The following is a 20737-nucleotide window of genomic DNA, read 5'->3' as shown; positions in this document are numbered from 1 at the left end:
GAATCAATGATTCGGGACGGCGAATGTCGAAAATTCACACACTCCCGAAACCGGGAGCTTGACATCCATTTGCCGAAAGCGAGCGTGTATTCAGCTCACTACTTACAGTGTAGTTACACCCAAACCCTTTGTTCGCATTTCCAGGTTCTGGCAGGCTTCCACCCCTCGCGGGCGAAGCGACCCATTGTCATCCGAAGCTGGCTGTGTGACGTCCGATCATACAACCCAATACCCAATTTATCCATGAAACCCCGTCGCCTTACCGCGTTGTCCGCTTTTTCACGCAAACCCCTCGGTCTCCGGGCCGCCGCATTGTTACTCGCTGCGGGTACGAGCACCACATTTGCCGCCACCCTCTGGTGGGACGGAGGTGCCAGCACCGTAAACAGCGGGAGTGACAACTCCAGCACCACCGCCCAGAATTGGCTTTCCGGAGGCAATTGGGACAACGGCACCACGTCCGCTCCTGTCGCAACATGGACTGCTGGCGACTCCGCGGTCTTCGGCGGTACCGCGGCGAACCAGACGATCACGGCGGGAACCTTCTCCGTCGGAAATCTCACTTTCGGACAAGGAGTCGCAGGTGCCGGCACAAGCGGCACGGCTTACACGGTCTCGGGCGGCACTCTCACTCTGACGGGTAGCAGCATCACGACGAATACTCCGACCGCCCTTAATTCGGTCCTTACCGGGACCACCGGACTCGCCAAGGCCGGCTCCTCCACCCTCACGCTCGGTGGCAGCAATTCCTACACCGGTGTCACCGCGATCAATTCCGGGACGCTGAAGATCACCCCGTCCGGCTACATCCCCTACCGCTACTACAGGTTCACCGTTTCCGCCAACAATGGAGATGGCTACAACCAGCTGGGTGAATTGCATTATTATAACAACGGCCAATGGACCATCGCCGAGGCCGGCAGCGCCGCGCCGAACAATGGAGCTTCCGGCACCGAGCAATACTGGGGCAACGTCAACGACAACAAGGGGGCGAATGCCGGCGGTTTCACCAAGTTCGGCGTGGGTGGCGTGCCCTACAGCATCACCTATGACATGGGCAGTGCGAAGGTGATCAATTCCTACAACTGGTCCTCCGCGAACGACAGCACTCCCGCCCGTAACCCGAAACGGTGGATCGTCGCGGGAAGCAACGACAACAGCACCTGGATCCCTCTCGATGACCGCTCGACCAGCGACCAGGCCGGCCCCTCCAACACCTACACCTGGTCGGGAGCCACGACCAGTTACGCCACCGTGACCAATGCCGCCAATGACGGTGCGGCCAACGCATATCCCATTTCCGGATCGGGCAACATTCCGAACACCTCGGATGTCCAGATCGCAACCGGAGCCACCCTGGACTTGAACGGCACCAACCAGATCGTCGCGTCTCTTGGCAACATCGGCGGTGGCGGCGGCTCGATCACCAACAGCTCGGCGACCAAGGCCCTTACCCTGACGCTCAACCCCGCATCCGGAAGCACGACCTTCGGCGGCACGATCTCCGACAGCGGCGCGGCCTCCGCAATCAGCCTGCTGAAAATCGGCGCTGGCACGCAGGTTTTGGCCGGGAACAACACCTACAGCGGGACCACGACCATCAATGCCGGGACGCTTCAGCTCGGCGGAACCAATGGCAGTATCGGCGCAGGCATTCTTAGCGTTCTCGGAGGCACCTTTGACCTCGGCGGACACTCTCAAGTCGTTCAGAAGCTTTCCGGAACCGCAGGCTCCGTCAGCAACACCGCCGCCGGAGATGCCACATTGAGCGTCAATCTGCCGCTCACCACCGCTGGAGATTTCGCTGGAACCGTCACAACTCCAAGCACTGGTAAACTGAACCTCATCGTCAGTTCAACTTCCGGAGGAACCGCTTCGAATTTCTCATTGTCCAATCCAGCCAATACGTTCAAGGGCACGATCACTGTCAACGGCACACAAGTCCTCACCGGGGTTGATGCGAGCGGCGTGTTCGGCATCAACACGGAGGGCGCGCTGGGCGACCCCACCAACCCGATCGTTCTCAACGACGGAGGCACCCTTGCCAACATGTTCAACCCGAACCAGGGAGGCGGCTGGCCCGGCCACGCCATCTTCACGCTCGGTGCCGAACGCACCATCACCCTGACGGGCATCGGCGGAGTCATCCGCACGGGCTATGGCGAACTCTGCACGATCAACAGCCTCATCACCGGCTCCGGCACATTCTCGAAGGTCGATGGCGGCGGAGTGACCCTCGGCGGCAGCATCAGCAACAACTACACCGGCGGCACCGTCTTGGGCGGCACCGGCAAACTGGTATTGGCGAAGACCGGCGGCGCTCTCGCCATCCCCGGGGATGTGAGTCTGTCTTCCAGCGGTTGGGCAGGAAACTCGTCCGGCCTCGTGCTCGCGGCCAACGAACAGATCGCGGATTCGGCGATCATCACCTGGACCACCAACGCGCTTGGCGGTGGTACCCAGAGCGCCTCCTTCTTACGCACCAACGGCTTCACCGAAACCGTCGGAGGACTCGAGTCTACCGGAAACGGCGGCGAGGCGGTCATTGAAAACCGCGGCTATACCGACACCGCCGTCTACGGCACCGGCACGGTGATCGTGAATGTCACCGGCACCAACAGCTACACCTTCAATGGCGTCATCCGGGACGTGGACGGAGGCTCCAACGGCGGAAATGTCGCAATCACCAAGACAGGCACAGGCACGCAGATCCTCACGGGCGGGGGGAAAGCCTACTTCGGAGCCACCACTGTTTCGGGTGGAGTGCTTCAGGTGGATGGAACACTTCCGAATACTCCCGTCACCGTCAAGGATACCGGAAAACTCATCGGATCCGGCACCCTCGGCGGCACGATCACCGTCCAGTCCGGCGGCATCCTGGCTCCCGGTGACTCAACCGGCTTCGGCACCCTCACGACGTCGGGAGCGGTCACCATCGGTTCCGGTGGCTCGCTCTTCGGACCTGACCTCGGAAGTATCTTGAATGGTGCGGTCACGATCGCCTCTGGTGGAAAACTGCACGGAGTGGGCACCACCAATGGAGCCGTGACCGTTCAGGCGGGCGGAGAACTGGCACCCGGGGTCGATGACATCGGAAACCTCACCGCGAAAGCCGCGGTTTCCCTCGCCGGCAACGCCACATTCCAGGTCAACAAGACAAGTGGCCAGATCACAAATGACACGCTCTCGGGATTCACCAACATCACCTACGGCGGAACGCTGACCATCAACTACACCGGAAGCGCGCCAGCCCTCAACGATACCATCCAATTGTTTGTTCCCGGCCCGGGAGCAACCTTCAGCGGCTCCTTCTCCAGCATCGTCGGACTTCCCACCCTGGCTCCGGGACTGCAGTGGGAAACCACCGGGCTCGTTGGATTGGGCCGGATCAAGGTGGTGAACTACGTCAGCACCCCTAGTTTCAATCCCGTCGCGGGCGGCTATGTCGGAGCACAAAATATCACCATCACATCCGACTCGGGATCGACCATCTACTACACTATCAACGGGAGCCAGCCACCGTCCCCAACGTCCCCCTCGGGAACCAGTCCTGTCACAGGCATTACGATTCCCACGGATTCCACGGTCACCATACAGGCCTTCGCACGGAAAGCCGGTCAGACGGACAGCCCCATCGCAACCGCGGTTTATCGCACGATCACCACTCCCAAGTGGAATGTGGACGAGAGCGGCCTTTGGTCCGAAACCGGAAAATGGCAGAACATGGTGAGCCCGAATGCGGTCAACGCCACGGTGGATTTCACCCTCCCTCAAAGCGCCGCCACGTATGTCACCCTCGATGCCGGCCGCACCGCAGGGAATCTGATCTTCGGCAACACCGAGTGGAACCTTGAGTCATCGGATAACAGCGTCCTGACGCTGGCGACCTCCTCGGGCTCGCCAACGATCACGACATCCGGCTCCACCACGATCTCCGCGACCTTGGACGGCACCCAGGATCTCGTGAAAAGCGGTCCGGGAACGCTGACCTTGAGCGGCACCAACACCTACACTGGGAACACCACGATCGAGCAAGCAGTGCTCGCCGTCACCAGTTTCAGCGCCAACGGCACCGGTTCGCCTCTGGGCAAAGGGAACACGCTATCCATCGACGGATCGACGCTGCGTTACTCGGGTGCAAACAACGTGGGCTTCGGTGCGTTCAACCGGTCGGTGGTTCTTGGATCCGACGGCGGCACCTATGACGCAGCGGTCCCCGGTTCGACCTTCTGGTTCGCGACAGGAGTGATTTCCGGCACGGGTCCACTGACCAAGACCGGTGCGGGCCAGTTGATCATTCAGGCGACCAACACATTCGACGGAACTTTCCATGTCAACGAAGCGGAAGTCCAGATCCGCTCCGCCGCGGCATTGGGAAGCACCGTGGGGGATACCACCGTGGCCGACGGCGCACGCCTGTGCGTCGCGGCGGATATCACCGTCCCGGAAAACTTCATCCTCAACGGCAACGGCGGCGGCAATGGAGCTCTCCAGAACAATGACAACGCGGTGTCTACGGTCAGCGGAACCATCAGTCTCGCCACGAATTCGTCCGTCGGTGGCGGTTCTCCAAACCTCTTCACATTGAGCAATGTGATCAGCGGTCCCGGAACCCTGACCAAACTTGGCACGAATGCCGTTGCCTTGACCGGAACCGCCAGCAACACCTACGCCGGGGTCACCACCATCGGTGGCACGGGCAAACTGGTGCTGGCGAAAACCGGAGGAGCCCTTGCCATTCCCGGCAATATCAATCTTTCCTCCACCGCGTGGAACGGAAACGCGTCCGGCGTGGTTCTCGGCGGTGATGAACAGATCGCGGACGGCTCCATCATCACCTGGACCACCACCAGCCAGACCGGCGGAACACAGGAGGATTCCTTCCTGCGTCTCAACGGCCACACCGAAACCGTCGGCGGCCTGGTGTCCACTGGAAGCCCTGGCGATCCTGTCGTGGAAAACCGCGGATTGAATGACGCCGCGGCGTATGGAACCGGCACGTTGATCATCCAGACCACCGGACCCAACAGCTACAACTACAACGGAGTGATCCGGAACGTAGACGGTGGTTCGAACGGAGGCACGGTCGCCTTGGTCAAGACAGGCACCGGCACCCAGATCCTGAGCGGCAGCATGAGCAACACCGGCACCACCACGATCAATGCGGGTGCCCTGCAATTGGATGGATCCGCCGCCTTCCCGGTCACCGTCGCCACCGGCGGCACATTGAAAGGCAGCGGCTCGACATCCGGTGCGGTAACCGTCAACGCGGGAGGATTCCTTGCTCCGGGCAGCGACATCGGAACCCTCACCACCGGGAACACGACCATCGCCGGAACATACGCATTCGAAGGAAACGGCTCGATCGCCGACCGTCTCACCGTGAATGGAAACCTGACCATCACCGGCGCGACACTTGCGATCAATGCCATCACTCCTCTCCTGGAGCCAAGCTATGTCGTCGCCAGCTACACGGGAACCCTCACCGGAACCTTCACTGTCACCGGACTGCCATCGGGAGTCACCTTGCAGTATGATGGTGCGAACAAGCAGATCCTGCTCATCACGACACAAGCCGCCGGCTACAGCTCATGGGCCACATCCAAAGGCCTGACGGGAGCCAACAACGGCCTCGCCCAGGACCCGGACAGCGACGGTGTGAGCAACCTGTTGGAGTTCTACCTGAATGGAAATCCGCTTGCTTCGGACGCCGCCACCCTGGTGACACAATCCTTGGACGCCACCTATCTGACGCTTGCCTTCAAGCGCCGCGATGACGCGAACACGGACGTCGCCACCCAGGCCGCCCAATACGGATCGAATCTGTCGGGCTGGACCGATGTGACGATCGGAGCCGCCAGCTCCGGTCCGGACGGCAACGGAGTCATCGTCGACGTGGCGGCGAACGGCACCGATCCGGACTCGATCACCGTCCGCATCCCGCGCAGCCTTGCGGCGGGTGGCAAACTCTTCGGACGTCTCAAGGTCACGAAGTAAACTCAAACCACATGCAGGTGGCGGTGGAGACGCCGCCACCCGCATGGAGGTGAATGCGAAGCCCATGAGATGCTCGATGCGCTCATGGGCTTTTCCGTTCGTAGTCCTGCCCTTCAGGGTGTCTTCCGATCGCACGGAATACGTGATAAATGGCTAAACCATCTGCGAAGAATCCTTCGCTGACCATGCGTCACCGGGTTGGGTTCACAGTCTTCCGAGTTCACCAATCAACGCCTTTCAGGAGCTGCGACATTTTTGATCGCAGCTTGAAACAGCAGATCCCCCCTGTTGCGGCAGGAAGGCCCCGACTCCCATCACCCGGCGAACGCCCCCCGCAGCAATTCCAGACTCTTCGGGATCGCCGTCAACGGATCTTCCTTCCCCTCGAATTCCAACGAGACATATCCCGTGTATTCCGCGTCGCGCATGATCTTCGCGATGCGGTTGTAATCCAGATCCAGCGTATACCAGACTCCGCCTCCGAAGTAGGTTTTCGTCTGCAGGAGAACGGTGTCCTTCGCAAGCGCGGCGAGCCGGTCATAGGGGTTTTCCAGGAAATTCCCGGTGTCCAGCGTCACCCGCAACCAGGGTGAATCCACGGCTTCCACCACACGCTTCACGCCTTCCACCGTGCGTCCCAGGCCCCAATGGTTCTCCAGACCCATCACCACCCCGCGTTTTTCAGCTTCCTTCGCCAGTTGCTGGTAGGCTTCGATCACCCAGCCATAGGCATCCTCCTCATTGTGGCCTTCCAGCGGCTTTTCCTCGCCGCGGTTCGCCATGAGCTCGTCAAAGGATTTCGAGGTCCCCCACGTGCCCGAGTTCACGCGGATCGTCGGTATTCCCATCTGGTACGCCTGCTCGAGATAAGAGATCGTCTCATCCACATTCTTTTTCCGTTTCTCCTTGTCCGGGGAAAGGAAGCCCTGGTGCGTCGAATATCCCATCAGGTCCAGCCCCAGCAAAAACGCCCGGCGTTTGATTTTCATCAATTCGGCCGGTTCGGTGGAAACCAACTGCCGCTGGAGGATTTCAAACCCGTCGAAACCCATGCGCGCCGCGTGTTCGATGCAGACATCGATGGGCCGCAGGTCCTCGCGGTTGAATCCCCAGAACGAATAGGAGGACACCCCGATCCGGTTTCCCCGTCCTTTGGATGGTTTCGCTTCCTCCGCGCCTGACAACAAAGGCATGGCGGAAAATGCGGCGGCGGACGTGAGGAAATGGCGGCGTTTCATCTGGCGCAGCATGCAGTCTCCATACCTGTTGGAAACAAAAAACGTTGCTCATGTCCCTTTGAATCATGACCCGTTACGGATGGACCGGCCGGCCGGAAAAATGATTGAAATCTGACTCTCCGGAGACGAGTAGATCACCTTTCCATATTTCCCCACAACCCATGAGACCGCTGATACTTCTCGCCTGCACCGCGCTTTCCGCCATCGCTTCGGAGGACTACAAATTGGTTTGGTCCGATGAATTTGACAAGGCAGGGCCACCCGACCCGGCGAAATGGGGTTTTGAAAAGGGAATGCTGCGCAACAACGAAAAGCAGTTCTACACCGATCGCATTCGGAACGCCAGGGTGGAGGATGGCAAGCTGGTTATCGAGGCTCACAAGGAAGTGATGGAAGGAGGCTCTTTCACCTCCGCCAGCCTGAATTCGAGAGGACACGGTGAATGGACCTGCGGACGTTTCGAGGTGAAGGCGAAGATCCCCGCGGCCCGCGGCACCTGGCCGGCGATCTGGATGCTTCCAACCGACATCGGCAAGGTTGCCTGGCCGAAATGTGGCGAGATCGACATCATGGAACACGTCGGCTATGACCCGGACATCATCCACGGCACGCTGCACACCGAGGCATACAACCATATCAAGCACACCCAGCGCGGCGAAAAAATCAACGTTCCAACAGCGACCACGGAGTTCCACATTTATTCAGCCGAGTGGACCCCGGAACGGATCATCATCTCGATCGACGGCAAGGCATACGGAACTTTTGAAAAAAAGCAGTCCGACACGGTGGACCAGTGGCCCTTCGACAAGCCTTTCTATCTGATCCTCAACCTCGCGATCGGCGGTGATTGGGGTGGACAGAAAGGGATCGATGACGCGGCATTCCCCCAGCGCATGGAGGTGGACTATGTCCGCGTCTACCAGCAGCAGAAAAAGTGACTCCGCCTGCGAAGGCATGCCTCGAACCGTGGACCGGAGCACGACGGCGACGGGCGGCGGGAAAATCGCAGGTCCACGCCCTGGCGGCGGGATGGCGGGCCAAGAAATGGTCACGGATCGCGAAAGCCGCCCATTGCCCCGGCCGGAAAATCAACGTTGGAGATCAGTCTCCACGTGAGGCAGCAGGAAAGCCTGGATCACCGAACGATAGATCCCATGGCGCGGAATCTTGATGCGGCCTTGCAGAGCCTCCCAGGTCGCTTCACGAAGCGCGGGCAAAGTCTTTCGCGCGATGAGCGCTGGCAGGATGGTCGCCGCGCGCAGCCGCCGTAGATGCAGGGACTCCGCATAGCGTTCTCCCTCCCCTATCCAAAGCTCCGCCGTCTCCAGCCATCGCCGGTGGGCCTCCAACACCTCCACACGGTCGAACGGGTTTCCGACCGGCAGATAACAGCGCCCATGGGAGAGATCTTCGGTGACGTCACGCAGGATATTGACGAGTTGCAGGGCTTTCCCATAGCGGATGCCCCTCTCCAGGAGTTCATTTGCCGGGGTGCTGGAAAACCTGTCGCCCATGGTGAGGAAACCCAGCTTTGTCCAAAACGCACCGACACAACCCGCCACCCGCCACGTGTAGTCCTCCAGCGCGGATTCATCCGCCAAAGCGACGGGATGCTCCCCGGTGGCACGGGAGAAACGCTCCATATCCAGCCTCTGGCCGCTGATGATGGTGGCCAGCACCTCCCTCACGAGATCACCTTCCGGTTCGCTCAGATTCTCCAGCCATTGGAAAATCTCGCCGCCGCATTCGAGAAGATGGCGCTCGCGCGGGTCGGGAATGGCGTTCAGCAACGTGACCGGCCAGCGTGGTGCGTCCGTCTTCTCCGCCACCGCACGGCGGAACTGATCCATGCAGGAAACCCGCAACTCCAGCGGGGCGGTGACGGTGTCGGCGAGGGTGTCGCTGGTCCGGGCCAGCAGATAGCCGAGGCTGGCCGCCTCGCGCATGGGTCCGGGCAACAGCCGCAGGCTGAGGTAGAACGAGCGCGACACCCCCTTGAGCACTTGTTTTCCCAGTTCATCAGTCACTGGCTCCAAACAAGAGACATGGAGAAAGGATGTCAACCCGCCACGTCGGGGCGAAACACCGCATTTCCTCATGAAATCCGGTTGCGATCCGTGCGAAGAACACGCAACCTGCTAGCGGAATGAACGACAATCCGGATCCATCCCAGGAGAGAAACCGAGTGAAGCTGGAGCGCCTGGAGCTCGCCTTGAAGGCATCGAACGAAGGCATCTGGGATTGGCATACGGATGAGCGGGAAATATTCTACTCCCGGCGCATCCTGGAATTCCTCGAATGCGGCAAGGATCGCGCGCCGAATCTCTTCATCCCGCCGTTCGACCATATTTTCCAGGAAGACCATCCCGCCTTCGAGCGGGCCGTGGCAAACGCGCTGCTGGATGCCGGGCCGGATACCCTGGCCATGGATGCACGTGTCCTCACGGGCGGCGGCGACTGGCGGTGGCTGCGCATCCGGGGCACCGTCGTGCGGAATCGCGAGGGCAAGGCGGTCCGCATCGCCGGTTCCATGATCAACATCAGCAGGCGCAAGGCGGCGGAGGCACAGGTGGAGGAAGAACGCTTCCTGCTGCGGCAGCTCATCGATCACGTGCCGCTCCAGCTTTATTTCAAGGACACGGAGTCCAAGTTCACCATGGCGAACCAGCGCATGGCCGAGTGGATGGGTTTTGAAAAGGGCTCGGATCTCACCGGAAAACACGATCGCGACTTCTTCGAGACCGACCACTGGAAACCCGCCGAGGAAGACGAGAAACGCATCATCCGGACCGGTGAGGCGATCATCGACCAGCTCGAACACGAAACCTGGCACGAAGGCGACGAGACGTGGGTCATCACCTCCAAGTTTCCATGGCGCGACCGTCTCGGGCAGATCAAGGGAACGTTCGGCGTTTCCAGTGACGTGACCAAGCTGGTCAAGGCCCAGCGCGAGGCGACCGACCTGGCCGGACAACTCCAGGTAAAGAACGAGGCTTACGAGGAAGAGCTCCTGCTCGCCCGCGAGATCCAACAGGCGCTCGCAGGCGAGGGATTCCCGAAAGCCACAGGTACCAATCGAAGCCATCTGGACTTCAGCGCGCGTTACATCCCCATCTCCGGCCTCGCGGGGGACTTCTTCGAGGTGATGAAGGTGAACGACGACTGCTTCGGCGTCCTGATCTGCGATGTGATGGGCCACGGCGTCCGCTCCGCGCTGATCGTGGCGATGCTGCGGGGTCTCCTGGAAAAACAACGTGCCCAGGCTTCCGACCCCGGACTCTTCCTTCAAGGTCTGAACGACGGCCTCGCCGCCATCCTCCAACGCGCGGGGACGACGATGTTCGCCACCGCGTTCTTCGGAGTGGTGGATCTCGCGGCAGGCACCTTCAAATACGCCTGCGCCGGGCATCCCGGGCCGATCGTATCCGGAAAAAACGGCGTGCGCCAGATCGCCTGCGAACGCTCGCACAAGGGCCCCGGACTCGGACTCATCAGGGGCATCGGCTACCCGACCAACGAGATCAGCCTTTCCGAAATCGACCGTATGGTTCTTTTCACGGACGGAGTCCTGGAAGCGGAGAATCAAAGCGGAGAACCGTTTTTCGAGAAACGGTTGATGGAAATCGTGGACAGGAAATCCGATTCTTCGCTGGAGAACACTTTGGACGGCATCCTCTCCAGCGTGCTCGCGTTTTCAGATGGCCAGCATTTCGACGACGACGTCTGCCTGTTGGGAATCGAAGTCACGCGCGGTGGAACGAGCGCCCTCACCACGTGATCTTATAGGGCATGCCACCGCATACCGCCACACCGCAATCCGTCGGCGATACTTCGCCACAATGCCTGCAGCGGAGATGGATGCGTGAGTTTTCCGTAAAATGATCCCCCACCGGCTGTCCGCACGCGGGACAGGGTATCCGCAGGAGGTTGCGATTGGCCCGCAGGATTCTCGGCAGCACGCCAAACACGGCCATCGCCAATATACCGATACCGATCGCTTGGATCCACGGGAGATGAAAAATTCCGCCGAGGAGCCATAGCGCCGCATTGATCGCAAGAAACCAGATGATCAGCGATCGCAGGCCATCCAGCAGGATCGACCGCTGGTCATCAGTACATGATACGACTGTTTTGGCGGTAGGAGTCATTTGGTCAGGTGCTGTGGGACGGGGCATACCGTGACTCATGACCAACTGGAGATTCAAGCATAGAGAAGCCCCGGACAGGATGTCCGGGGCAGATGGCCGCCGGGATGACGGAGCTCCATCACTCCGCCAGATCTTCGTTGAAGTAGATCTTGATGAACTTCATCTTCCTGCCTTCGTCGAAGCCGTGCTCGAGAACGGCGTCCGGCTTGGCGGCGAGCGCGGGCTTGAGGCGGACCTCCGCTCCGGTGTCGAGTTTCATCACGGTCTTGATCTTGTTCTTCGCCTTGGTGACATCTTTCTTGGAAATCTCGAAAGTATCCTCGAGGCGGTGTCCCTGCTCCTCTTCGACCTTGCTGCGGTGCTCGGCGAATTTCGCCTTGGCTTCTGGTGTCTTGAGTACCTGCTCCTCGAATTCCTGGAGGCTGAATTTCTCCTTCTCCTCGAAGTAGGTGATCGCATCGCGCGCGGCGTTCGAGGTGTCCCACGGCGGAGCATCATCATCGGGTGCCGAGGCCTTCGGGTTTTCCTTCTTTTCCTTCTCCATGAAGGCGACGGCCATGTTCGCGTATTTGTTCGTGAGGAACGGACTGTCGGTGATGGGGACGACCCCGAGGAAATCGCGCACCCAGAAGCGTGAATCGGTGCCGCTGCGGTCGAAGGTCAGCACATAATATCCCTTGGCCGCCAGATGGTTGATGATGAGGCAGCCCTTGTCGATTTTCTCGGGATTGATGCCTTGTTCGGTGTGCAGTTCCAGATCGCCGTCACGGGTGGAGATGCTGAGGAACGGCACCACGCTCTCTGATTTCAGAATGCACAGGCCCTGGGTGAGCTGGCCATCGACATCGATGTCCTTGATGAGCGAGATGCAAAGATCGCCGGACTTGATGTTCGGGTGGTTCGACTTCGCGTAGAGGCGCTTGGCGATTTCACAGCCCTTTTCCAGCAACCCGTCGTCCGAGGCGAAGATGGCGGACGCGTAGGCGTTCATCTCGTGCTGCTCAAGCGACGCGTGGTGGCTGAAACGGTGGGCGGTGAGATTTTTGAACGGCTTGAGGAAGATGGCGGAAAGGGCTTCCTGATCCTTTTCCTCGATCTTGAAAACCTCCTTGGAGGTCTGAAGCGGCTCGTCACGCTGAGGGTGACCGACTTTTGCAAGCACCAGCCCGGTGGCGGTGGCGGAGGTGAAACGAATCTTGGCGGACATGGGGGGAGGAACCTAGATGACAGACCGCGTTTGGGAACTCTGAAATGGAGGAAAATGGAAACCTGGCTCGTCAAGCCGCGAGTCGGGAAAAGATTCCTACCTGGGTGCTTTTGCCATCGACTTTTCGCAAAAAATCCATGGTGGATTTTTGCAATCGGTCAGGAGTATTGCGCTTCCCGATCAACACGGCTGTGGGTGCCTCCGCTCCCCGTCACAAGTATCGCCAGCAGCGGTGAGAGCATGACCCTCCGTGCGGAGATTTCTTCATCTCAGCGCTCGCTGTTCTTCACACGCTCTTTCTCAGCGGCGAGTTTTGCATTCATTGCATCGAGCAATGCTTGGTCGGTCTCAAACTCCCTCTTGGCTTCGATATAATCCTGGGCGTCTTTCCCTCTTTGAACCGCCTCCGCCTGGGTGGTCTGGTGAATCTCTACCAATTTTTTTCTGACACCGACCAGCTCCGCATGAAGCTGGGATTGGATCGCATCGAACCGGGAATCCAGTGCTGCGATTGATGATGCGTCCGCTCCGCTGCCCGCGGCACGGAGTTGCTCGAGATCTCGTCTTGTGGCGGGTAGCTGGGGATAAAGATCCTTGATGCGGTTGTCGGAAATATCCAAGCCTGCGGCGTAGGGCAAAAGCTGCTCGTCCGGATACTTCAACAGTGTGGCAATCTGACTGAGGGTTTGGACGCCATCATCCGCTTTTTGGTTTTCCGAATTTTCATCTGGCGGATCAAACTTCGAGTCCGTCCCTTTGTAGATGATGCCTTTCGTCCGGCTGAGCGCAGCGAGAAGCTTGCGGCGCTCTTCGACTTTTTCCTGCTGCTGATCCACCGCTTTTTCCAGTTCAACCAAACCCGCGCGACTCTGTTGGTGCCTTTCGATCTCGCCCGTCGCGTGACGCGGACTTGGAGCTATCCCGGTCGATTCTTCCCTCGTGGCATCAATCAATGGTGCCGGAGCCGCCGTCGCTTTTGATGACGACGTTGCGGTGGGTGTCGCCTTTTCCGTCACTTGAGATTTGCCGAACCACCAGACGATGCCGCCGATAGACAGAAACACCAAGACGACGAGGGGGCTGCGTTTCAACATATGGAAAATCTGTGATGCCGATTGAAACGACGCAAGAACAAACTTTGCAACACAAAGTCTGTTCTTGATAGACCTGCGCCAAGACCGAATCGGGTGGGCCGTGGTCCCTCCCTTCTTACGGGTTCTTATCTCCCGCCCTTTTTCACCCAGGAGTCTTTCAGCGCGACGGTGCGGTTGAAGACAGGAGTGATGCCGGGTTGGTGGTCGACGGAATCGGCGACGAAGTAGCCGATGCGGTCGAACTGGCAGCTGAAGCCGGGCTCCACCGTGGCGAGCGCGGGCTCGATTTTCGCTGTCACCGTTTTCAGAGAGTCCGGGTTGATGACGCTGAGGAAGCCGCCTTCCGCATCGTCGGGATTCTCCTCGGTGAAGAGGCGGTCGTAGATGCGGACCTCTGCATCGGTGCCCGTGGCGACATCCACCCAATGGATCGCGGCCTTGCAGACGACACCTTCAGGGGAATCCGCGCCGACGGTGCCGGGGAGGATCTCCGCACGGATGAGCGAGATTTCACCGGCGGCGTCTTTTTCAAATCCCGTGCAGCGGATGATGTGTCCGCCCTTGAGACGGACGTAGCGGTCCGGGCCGAGGCGGAAGAATTTCTTCTCGGGAACTTCCATGAAGTCCTCGCGCTCGATCCAGATTTCTTTGGAAATGGAAATGTCGCGATTTCCCATCTCCGGATTCTGCGGATGGTTCGGCACCTCCACGGTGGCGAGCGGCTCGGCGGACCAGTTTTCCAGCACCACCTTCACCGGGTCCAGCACCGCCATGCGGCGTGGCGCGGAGTGGTTGAGGAAATCCCGGATGTCGAATTCCAAAAGGGCGACATCGGTGGTGCCGTTGAATTTGGTGATGCCGACGCGTTTGCAGAAATGTACAACGGCCTCCGGCGGATAACCACGGCGGCGCAGGCCGGAGATGGTGGGCAGGCGTGGATCGTTCCAACCGCTGACGTGGTCTTCCTGCACGAGTTGGAGCAGCTTGCGCTTGCTCATCACGGTGTAGGTGAGGTTCAGGCGGGCGAACTCGATCTGGCGCGGCTTGCTCGGGACGGGGCAGTTCTCGATGAACCAGTCGTAAAGCGGGCGATGGTTTTCAAACTCCAACGTGCAGAGCGAGTGCGTGATGTTTTCCAACGCGTCTTCCAGCGGATGCGCGAAATCATACATCGGGTAGATGCACCATGAGTCGCCGGTGTTGTGATGGTGCGCGTGCATGATGCGGTAGAGCACCGGATCGCGCATGTTCATGTTGGACGATGTCAGATCGATCTTCGCACGCAACACCGCCTCGCCCTCCTTGAATTCCCCGGCCTTCATGCGGGCGAACAGATCGAGGTTTTCCTCCACGCCTCGCGAACGACCTGGCGATGGAGTTCCGGGTGTGTTCACATTTCCCCGGCTGGCACGCATTTCCTCCGCCGATTGTTGTTCGACGTAGGCCTTGCCTTCCTTGATGAGGTGGACGGCACAATCGTGGAAAAAATCGAAGTAGTTGCTGGCGAAATAGAGGTCGCCCCCCCAGTCGAAGCCGAGCCATTTCACGTCCGCCTTGATGCTCTCCACATACTCGGTTTCCTCCTTCTCCGGGTTCGTGTCGTCGAAGCGCAGGTGGCATTTCGCTCCGGTGGCGGCGTTCTCCTGGCCGATGCCGAAGTTCAGGCAGATCGACTTCGCATGGCCGATGTGGAGGTAGCCGTTCGGCTCCGGCGGAAAGCGGGTGATGGTCGTGGCGTGTTTGCCGGTGGCAAGGTCATCCGCGATGATCTCGCGGATGAAGTCGAGCTTGGGAGATGGATCAGACATGGGAAATCAATAAGTCGGATAGAACTTCTAAGTCCTGATATCAAAGGGCCAGTTCTTTCAGCAGAGCCTGGTTCAGACGGATTCCCGCCTCGAAGTTTTCGACCGGGAAGTTTTCGTTCGGCGCATGGATCTGGGCGTCGGAGAGCGCCAGTCCCAACAGCAGCGTATCCGAACCAAGGATGTCGCGGAAGGTCTGCACGATCGGAATGCTGCCGCCTTCCCGGATCAGGACAGGCTCGGCGTTGAAGGACGCCTTCAGCGCGGCCTGCGCGGCGAGGCCGTACTTCGAATTCGGATCGGTCGCGTAGGGTTTGCCATCGTGGCCGACGCGGACCTCCACCTCCACCCCCGGAGGGCAATGCCATTCCAGGTGGCTCTGGACCTGTTCCATGATCTCCTTCGGACTTTGGTCGGGCACGAGGCGGAATGAAAGTTTCGCGAAAGCTTCCGCAGGCAGGACGGTCTTCGAACCTTCTCCCTGATATCCACCACCGATGCCGTTCACCTCCGCGGTGGGGCGTGCCCAGGTGCGTTCGGCGGAGGTGTAGCCCGGCTCGCCGAAGAGGCCGGGAGAACCGGTCACCGAAAGGAAATCCCCATCGCTGACACCCGGAAGATTCTTCCACATCTCGTGCTCCCAAGCTTCCAGCGGTCTCACCCGATCGTAAAATCCCTTGATCGCGACACGGCCGTCAAGCGCGTGCAGGCTGGAGATCAACCGTGCCATGGCGGTGGCCGGATTCGCCACGGCACCACCGAAGAGGCCGGAGTGGAGATCTCCCTTGGGGCCGCGCAGAATGACCTCGCAGCAGGCGATGCCGCGCAGCCCGTAGCCGAGCGTGGGCACACCGGGTGCCACCATTCCGGTATCGGAAATAGCGATGACATCGCACTTCAGCTCATCGCAGTGGTGCAATAGGAAAGACGCGAGGTTCGGACTACCGATCTCTTCCTCCCCTTCGAAAAGGAAAATCAGATTCACCGGCAACCCTTGGTTTTCACGGAGGGTTTTCTCGACCCCCAGAACATGGGCCATCATCTGCCCCTTGTTGTCTGTCGAGCCACGTGCCCAGATCCTTCCGTCGCGGATGACCGGCTCAAACGGCGCCGTCGTCCACAGATCCAGAGGATCAACCGGTTGCACGTCATAATGTCCGTAAATGAGCACCGTCCTACGTCCCGCGACATGCTCGTTTCTCGCGACTACCACGGGATGCTTCGGAGTTTCGTGAAGCTGGGTGGCGAGGCCCATGCCTGTCAGTTTCGCGACCAACCATTCCGCACAGGCCCTGACGTCGGCGGCATGGTTCGAGTCCGTGGAAATGCTGGGAAATCGCAGGAACGAAAAGAGATTTTCAAGTTCGGGAGTCACGCTGGAAATGCTGGCGGCTTCCGGGTCCACCTCGCAAGGCGAAACCTTTAAATTTCCATCCCGCTCCCGGAACACGACGCCCGGTACATCCGCTAGCGCAGGAGATGGGACGCGAGCAATTTTTGAATCCCGATGATGTCCGTGCCTTTTTTGAACTCTTTTTTGATGACCGACGGATAGCCCGAAACCCAGATCCTCAATTCCGAATCGAGATCAAAATGGCCCGCCGTCTCCACCGAGAACTGGGTGATCGATTTGTAGGGGATCGAATGGTATTCCACCTTTTTTCCGGTCATTCCCTGTTTGTCCGTGAGGATCAGCCGGTATTGGGTGAAGACAACCACATCCCTGACCACCTTGAAGGCTCCGTTGATCTGCTCGCCATCAATGAGAATCGGCGAGAATTCCGCTTCAAGTTCCGCCGGATGGATTTGCGAGGCGATCCCGAAAAGTGCGTTGATGATTCCCATATCGGTTGAAAAAATACAAAATTCCGAGCCGCTTCATTCCCATCACAGCTCATCCACCGGGATCACGTCCACGGCGACGGCGAGCCGCTGGCCACCGGCACCGAGAGTCACTCCGCGCAACGGGCTGACATCCGAAAAATCGCGACCCCAGGCGACGGTGATATGGCGCTCCCCGGGCAGGATGTTGTTCGTCGGATCCGTGTCGATCCAGCCTGCGGATTCGCCACAAAAGACGGACACCCACGCGTGCGAGGCGTCCGCCCCGGTGAGGCGGGGCTTGCCCGGCGGCGGAGCGGTTTCCAGGTAGCCGCTGACGTAGCGCGCGGGCAGACCGATCGACCGCAGGCAGGCGAGCATGAGATGGGCGAAGTCCTGGCAGACCCCCGCGCGTTTTTTCAACACCTCCGAGACAGGCGTGGTCACATCCGTCGCCTTCGGGTCGAATTTGAAATCACGGAAGATACGGTTCGTCAGGGCCAGCACGCCTTCAAGGATGGGACGGCCCGGTGGAAATTCCGTGATGGCGAAGTCCGCGAATTCCTTCCCGAGCGGCACCATCGGCGAGGAGAAGCGGAACGCCCCCGACTCCGATCCCGGGGTGAGCTTTTCCAACTGGCAGGCGTCGCGGATGCGTTCCCACGGAGGCGTCGTGCCGGCTTCCGGGTGTTTGGTGGGAAAAACCTCCACCATGCTGCGGGCGATCACTTCCAGTTGCTCGTGTTTTCCCTCGACCTCGAAATAGGTGGTGGTGTTTCCGAACGAATCCAGATGCACGCCACGCCCGACCGGGACCGGCTTGATCTCCAGTTCATGCCACGGACAACGCTGCCCCGGCAGGGTGCGCGGCGCCAGCCTCGCAAGATGGTGCGAGACGGTGACCGCGCCCTCGTAGGAGTATTTCGTGCGATGGATGAGCCGGTATTTCATATCAATAAACGCTCCTCACCGAGTGGCTGAAAAAGTGCTGGGTCAGCATGTCCGCGAAGACCTCCAACGATTTTGAAATCTCCTTGAACTCCTCCTCACCCGGCGGTGTGGGATCGCCGCAACGGCGGTCGAGGATTTCCAACTGCTCGCGGATCTGTGGCAGCAGGCCGAAATCCGGGTCGCCGGAAAACCGCGTGATCTCATGGCTGATGATCCCGATCTGGTAGGCGACCGAACGCGGGTTCGTGGGATCGAAGAAAATCAGGTCCACCACGGAATCCAGCTTGGGTCTTGAGAAATGGCGCCGGCGGTAGGTCATCACGCTGTCGCAGGTCTCCAACAACGGATCCAGCAACGGCGACTCTCCATCCCCCCGCCCTGCCGCGGAGCGGAGCAAGGTCAGGCCGCTGAGCGCACGCTCCACCCGGCGACCGATTTCGAGAAAACGCCAGCCCTGGCCGCGCGTCATGTTTTCCGCCTGCATCCCGGCGAAGGCGGCGAGGTGAAGCACCAGTGTGTCCAGCGTCCGGAGCAGGTCCGACGCACCGGGTGTCGCCGCGGGCATGTGGACGACACCTTCCAAGCGGTTGAAAAACCGCCAGGTATCGTCGGACAAACGGTCACGGGCGGCGGCGGCGTTCAACAGAAGCGAACGGGTGAGGTTCGGAATGCCATTGCGCGCCGTCTGATCATGAACCAGCCCGGTGAGGGTTTTCAATGTCTGCGTGGGATGAACGGCCAACTCCTTGGGGGCGAGATTGCTGTCCCGGAGCAACGTAAGGCTCGCGCCAAGCTGCTCCTGCTGGCGGGGCCCCAGCTCACCGCTGAGATTCCGCAGTGTCACGCGCAGCAACCGGGTCGCCAGTTCGATCCTTTCGGCGTAACGGCCGACCCAGAACAACTGCTCGGCGATACGGCTCGGCACCTCCAGCGCGGAGGGGTGGCGGTCCTTCACGGGACGCGGGCTCCCCACCTCCGTCTTTGCCTTGAAATCCCCGGCTTCGTCGGAAATCCATACATCCTTGGTGAAACCCGCGTGTCCGGGCCAAAGCTGTGGAGCCTGGCCGGTTTTCCCCACACGGGCAAGACCACCGGGCATGACGGAAGGCCTGCCCGCCGCATTCACGGCGAAGGCACGCCAGACGATCGGCCGCTGGCGGACCGAACGGGTTTCAAGCGAAGGCGCCTCGCTGGGCGTCACGTCCAGTTGCGCGACGAAATCATACGGCCGCTCCTCGATCGCCGCCACCCATTGCTTCCGCGCGGCGGGAGACATTCCCGAGCAGCGCATCGGCAGTTGCGAATCCCGGCCATAGGCGGACAGCAGCACGTAGCGATGGAGATTCTCAAGCACCCGCCTGCGGACGAGCGGCTGGCTGAGCCACCATGTTTCCACAAAAGGCAGCTTCATTTCCTCGCCGAACCACTTGCGGCAGATGCCCGGGAGGAACGGCATGAGCGCGGGCGTCGAGGCGAAACCCGCACCCGGAGCGTTCGCCAGCGCCACATTTCCGGTGCGCCACGCCTCGATGATTCCTGGCACGCCACCGCCACCGAGTCCCCAATGTTCCAACGGGTCCAGGCGGTGATCTTCGATGCGGCAGGCCACCCCATCGATGCGGCGCAGACCCGAGAGCGTTTTCAAGAACAGCCGGCGCTCCCGTACGGTGAGGTCCGCCGGCTCCACGAGAGGAAACCCCAACAACCGCGCCTTGTAGGCATGTTCGAAATAAGACGGGTGACGGAATCCGGGTGTGAGGAAAACCACGTTCGGCATTTCCCCCCGGACGTTGAGCAGGGATTGCAGCGTCGTGCGCTCCGTATCAAAAAACGAGCCAAGCCGTGCGATGCGGAGCGACTCGAACAAGTCTGACAACAGGCTGGATGTGACATTCCGGTTTTCCAACACCTGCCCGAGACCTCCCGGCGCGCTGGTGTGGTCCCGGAGAACCGTCCACTGGCCGCCGGGCATGCGGATGAGATCGCAGCCCGTGGTGACGACGAACCTCCCGCCGACCGGTTGCGCGCCGCGCGCGTATTGGAGAAACGCCGGGCTGGAATTCACCAGGTCCGGCGGGATCAGGCCGTCGCGAAGCAGTTGTTGAGGACCATAGATGTCGGCCAGGACCGCATCGATCAGCCGCATCCGCTGTGACAGGCCGACGGAGACCTGCCCCCACTCCCCCGGTGACACGATCAACGGGATGGGATCCAGTTCGTAGGGTTGTCCCGCGCCACCCGCATCCGTATAGACATTGAACGTCGTACCCAGATCCTCGATCATCCGGCTCGCGGAGGCGGAAATGGAAGCGCGCTCCTCGCTGCTCCAGCGTTGGATTTTTCCACTGAGTCCCTGCCAATGGGGCCTCACCTGTCCCCGCGGATCCGTCATTTCATCCCAAGCGGATGCCGTCGCCATAGCAGGAGGCTGGGGCGGCGCGGCTTGGTTCGGTGAGCGGGAGCTGTCAGCCATGAA

12 protein-coding genes are annotated in these 20737 nt (G+C 60.2%); 3 read left to right on the top strand and 9 right to left on the bottom strand.

All coding sequences use genetic code 11. The features are described from left to right. Positions 1 to 243: 243 nt before the first annotated feature. On the top strand, positions 244 to 5997 hold the full coding sequence (locus tag JIN84_RS17650; protein WP_200352390.1) for a beta strand repeat-containing protein: 5754 nt from the start codon (positions 244 to 246) through the stop codon (positions 5995 to 5997). Between the two features lie 314 nt (positions 5998 to 6311). On the opposite strand, the gene JIN84_RS17645 is transcribed toward JIN84_RS17650, so the two are convergent. Next, positions 6312 to 7235, bottom strand: a complete 924-nt coding sequence (locus tag JIN84_RS17645) for a sugar phosphate isomerase/epimerase family protein (protein WP_234043554.1) — start codon at positions 7233 to 7235, stop codon at positions 6312 to 6314. Between the two features lie 161 nt (positions 7236 to 7396). Here JIN84_RS17645 and JIN84_RS17640 point away from each other — a divergent pair, with 161 nt between their 5' ends. Continuing rightward, entirely contained in the window at positions 7397 to 8173 is a 777-nt protein-coding gene (locus JIN84_RS17640) for a glycoside hydrolase family 16 protein (protein WP_200352389.1), read from the top strand. 150 nt (positions 8174 to 8323) lie between these two features. On the opposite strand, the gene JIN84_RS17635 is transcribed toward JIN84_RS17640, so the two are convergent. After that, positions 8324 to 9262, bottom strand: a complete 939-nt coding sequence (locus JIN84_RS17635; protein ID WP_325099615.1) for a squalene/phytoene synthase family protein — start codon at positions 9260 to 9262, stop codon at positions 8324 to 8326. A 119-nt stretch (positions 9263 to 9381) separates the two neighbouring features. Here JIN84_RS17635 and JIN84_RS17630 point away from each other — a divergent pair, with 119 nt between their 5' ends. Then, positions 9382 to 11013, top strand: a complete 1632-nt coding sequence (locus JIN84_RS17630; RefSeq protein ID WP_200352387.1) for a SpoIIE family protein phosphatase — start codon at positions 9382 to 9384, stop codon at positions 11011 to 11013. A gap of 488 nt (positions 11014 to 11501) precedes the next feature. Here JIN84_RS17630 and JIN84_RS17625 read toward each other — a convergent pair whose 3' ends face one another. The 7 genes from JIN84_RS17625 to JIN84_RS17595 form a co-directional block, all read right to left on the bottom strand. Then, entirely contained in the window at positions 11502 to 12590 is a 1089-nt protein-coding gene (locus JIN84_RS17625) for a nucleoid-associated protein (protein ID WP_200352386.1), read from the bottom strand. Positions 12591 to 12859: 269 nt separating this feature from the next. Continuing rightward, the gene (locus tag JIN84_RS17620; RefSeq protein ID WP_200352385.1) at positions 12860 to 13684 is read right to left on the bottom strand and encodes a hypothetical protein; all 825 of its coding nucleotides are present in this window, start codon (positions 13682 to 13684) and stop codon (positions 12860 to 12862) included. A gap of 125 nt (positions 13685 to 13809) precedes the next feature. After that, complete coding sequence (locus tag JIN84_RS17615; protein ID WP_200352384.1) at positions 13810 to 15492, bottom strand: glutamine--tRNA ligase/YqeY domain fusion protein; 1683 nt, start codon at positions 15490 to 15492, stop codon at positions 13810 to 13812. Positions 15493 to 15532: 40 nt separating this feature from the next. Next, positions 15533 to 16864: a dipeptidase gene (locus JIN84_RS17610; RefSeq protein ID WP_200352383.1), complete on the bottom strand. Its 1332-nt coding sequence runs from the start codon at positions 16862 to 16864 to the stop codon at positions 15533 to 15535. A gap of 92 nt (positions 16865 to 16956) precedes the next feature. Further along, entirely contained in the window at positions 16957 to 17334 is a 378-nt protein-coding gene (locus JIN84_RS17605; protein ID WP_200352382.1) for a PH domain-containing protein, read from the bottom strand. A 42-nt stretch (positions 17335 to 17376) separates the two neighbouring features. After that, positions 17377 to 18261, bottom strand: coding sequence for a transglutaminase family protein (locus JIN84_RS17600; protein ID WP_200352381.1), 885 nt, complete (start codon positions 18259 to 18261; stop codon positions 17377 to 17379). Between the two features lies 1 nt (position 18262). Continuing rightward, positions 18263 to 20734 (bottom strand): circularly permuted type 2 ATP-grasp protein, encoded by a 2472-nt coding sequence (locus JIN84_RS17595; RefSeq protein ID WP_200352380.1) that lies wholly within the window; start codon positions 20732 to 20734, stop codon positions 18263 to 18265. Positions 20735 to 20737: the final 3 nt, after the last annotated feature.

The organism is Luteolibacter yonseiensis (assembly GCF_016595465.1).
Lineage (GTDB): Bacteria > Verrucomicrobiota > Verrucomicrobiia > Verrucomicrobiales > Akkermansiaceae > Luteolibacter > Luteolibacter yonseiensis.
Note: the sequence above shows the minus strand (reverse complement) of the source record. Positions and strands in the feature narration are given on the sequence as shown.

What these genes read in the sequence shown, in the direction of transcription:
- JIN84_RS17640 (WP_200352389.1), top strand. Translation starts at nt 7,397, where the DNA reads ATGAGACCGCTGATACTTCTCGCCTGCACCGCGCTTTCCGCCATCGCT.
- JIN84_RS17625 (WP_200352386.1), bottom strand. Translation starts at nt 12,590, where the DNA reads ATGTCCGCCAAGATTCGTTTCACCTCCGCCACCGCCACCGGGCTGGTG.
- JIN84_RS17620 (WP_200352385.1), bottom strand. Translation starts at nt 13,684, where the DNA reads ATGTTGAAACGCAGCCCCCTCGTCGTCTTGGTGTTTCTGTCTATCGGC.
- JIN84_RS17630 (WP_200352387.1), top strand. Translation starts at nt 9,382, where the DNA reads ATGAACGACAATCCGGATCCATCCCAGGAGAGAAACCGAGTGAAGCTG.
- JIN84_RS17615 (WP_200352384.1), bottom strand. Translation starts at nt 15,492, where the DNA reads ATGTCTGATCCATCTCCCAAGCTCGACTTCATCCGCGAGATCATCGCG.
- JIN84_RS17650 (WP_200352390.1), top strand. Translation starts at nt 244, where the DNA reads ATGAAACCCCGTCGCCTTACCGCGTTGTCCGCTTTTTCACGCAAACCC.
- JIN84_RS17595 (WP_200352380.1), bottom strand. Translation starts at nt 20,734, where the DNA reads ATGGCTGACAGCTCCCGCTCACCGAACCAAGCCGCGCCGCCCCAGCCT.
- JIN84_RS17645 (WP_234043554.1), bottom strand. Translation starts at nt 7,235, where the DNA reads ATGAAACGCCGCCATTTCCTCACGTCCGCCGCCGCATTTTCCGCCATG.
- JIN84_RS17605 (WP_200352382.1), bottom strand. Translation starts at nt 17,334, where the DNA reads ATGGGAATCATCAACGCACTTTTCGGGATCGCCTCGCAAATCCATCCG.
- JIN84_RS17600 (WP_200352381.1), bottom strand. Translation starts at nt 18,261, where the DNA reads ATGAAATACCGGCTCATCCATCGCACGAAATACTCCTACGAGGGCGCG.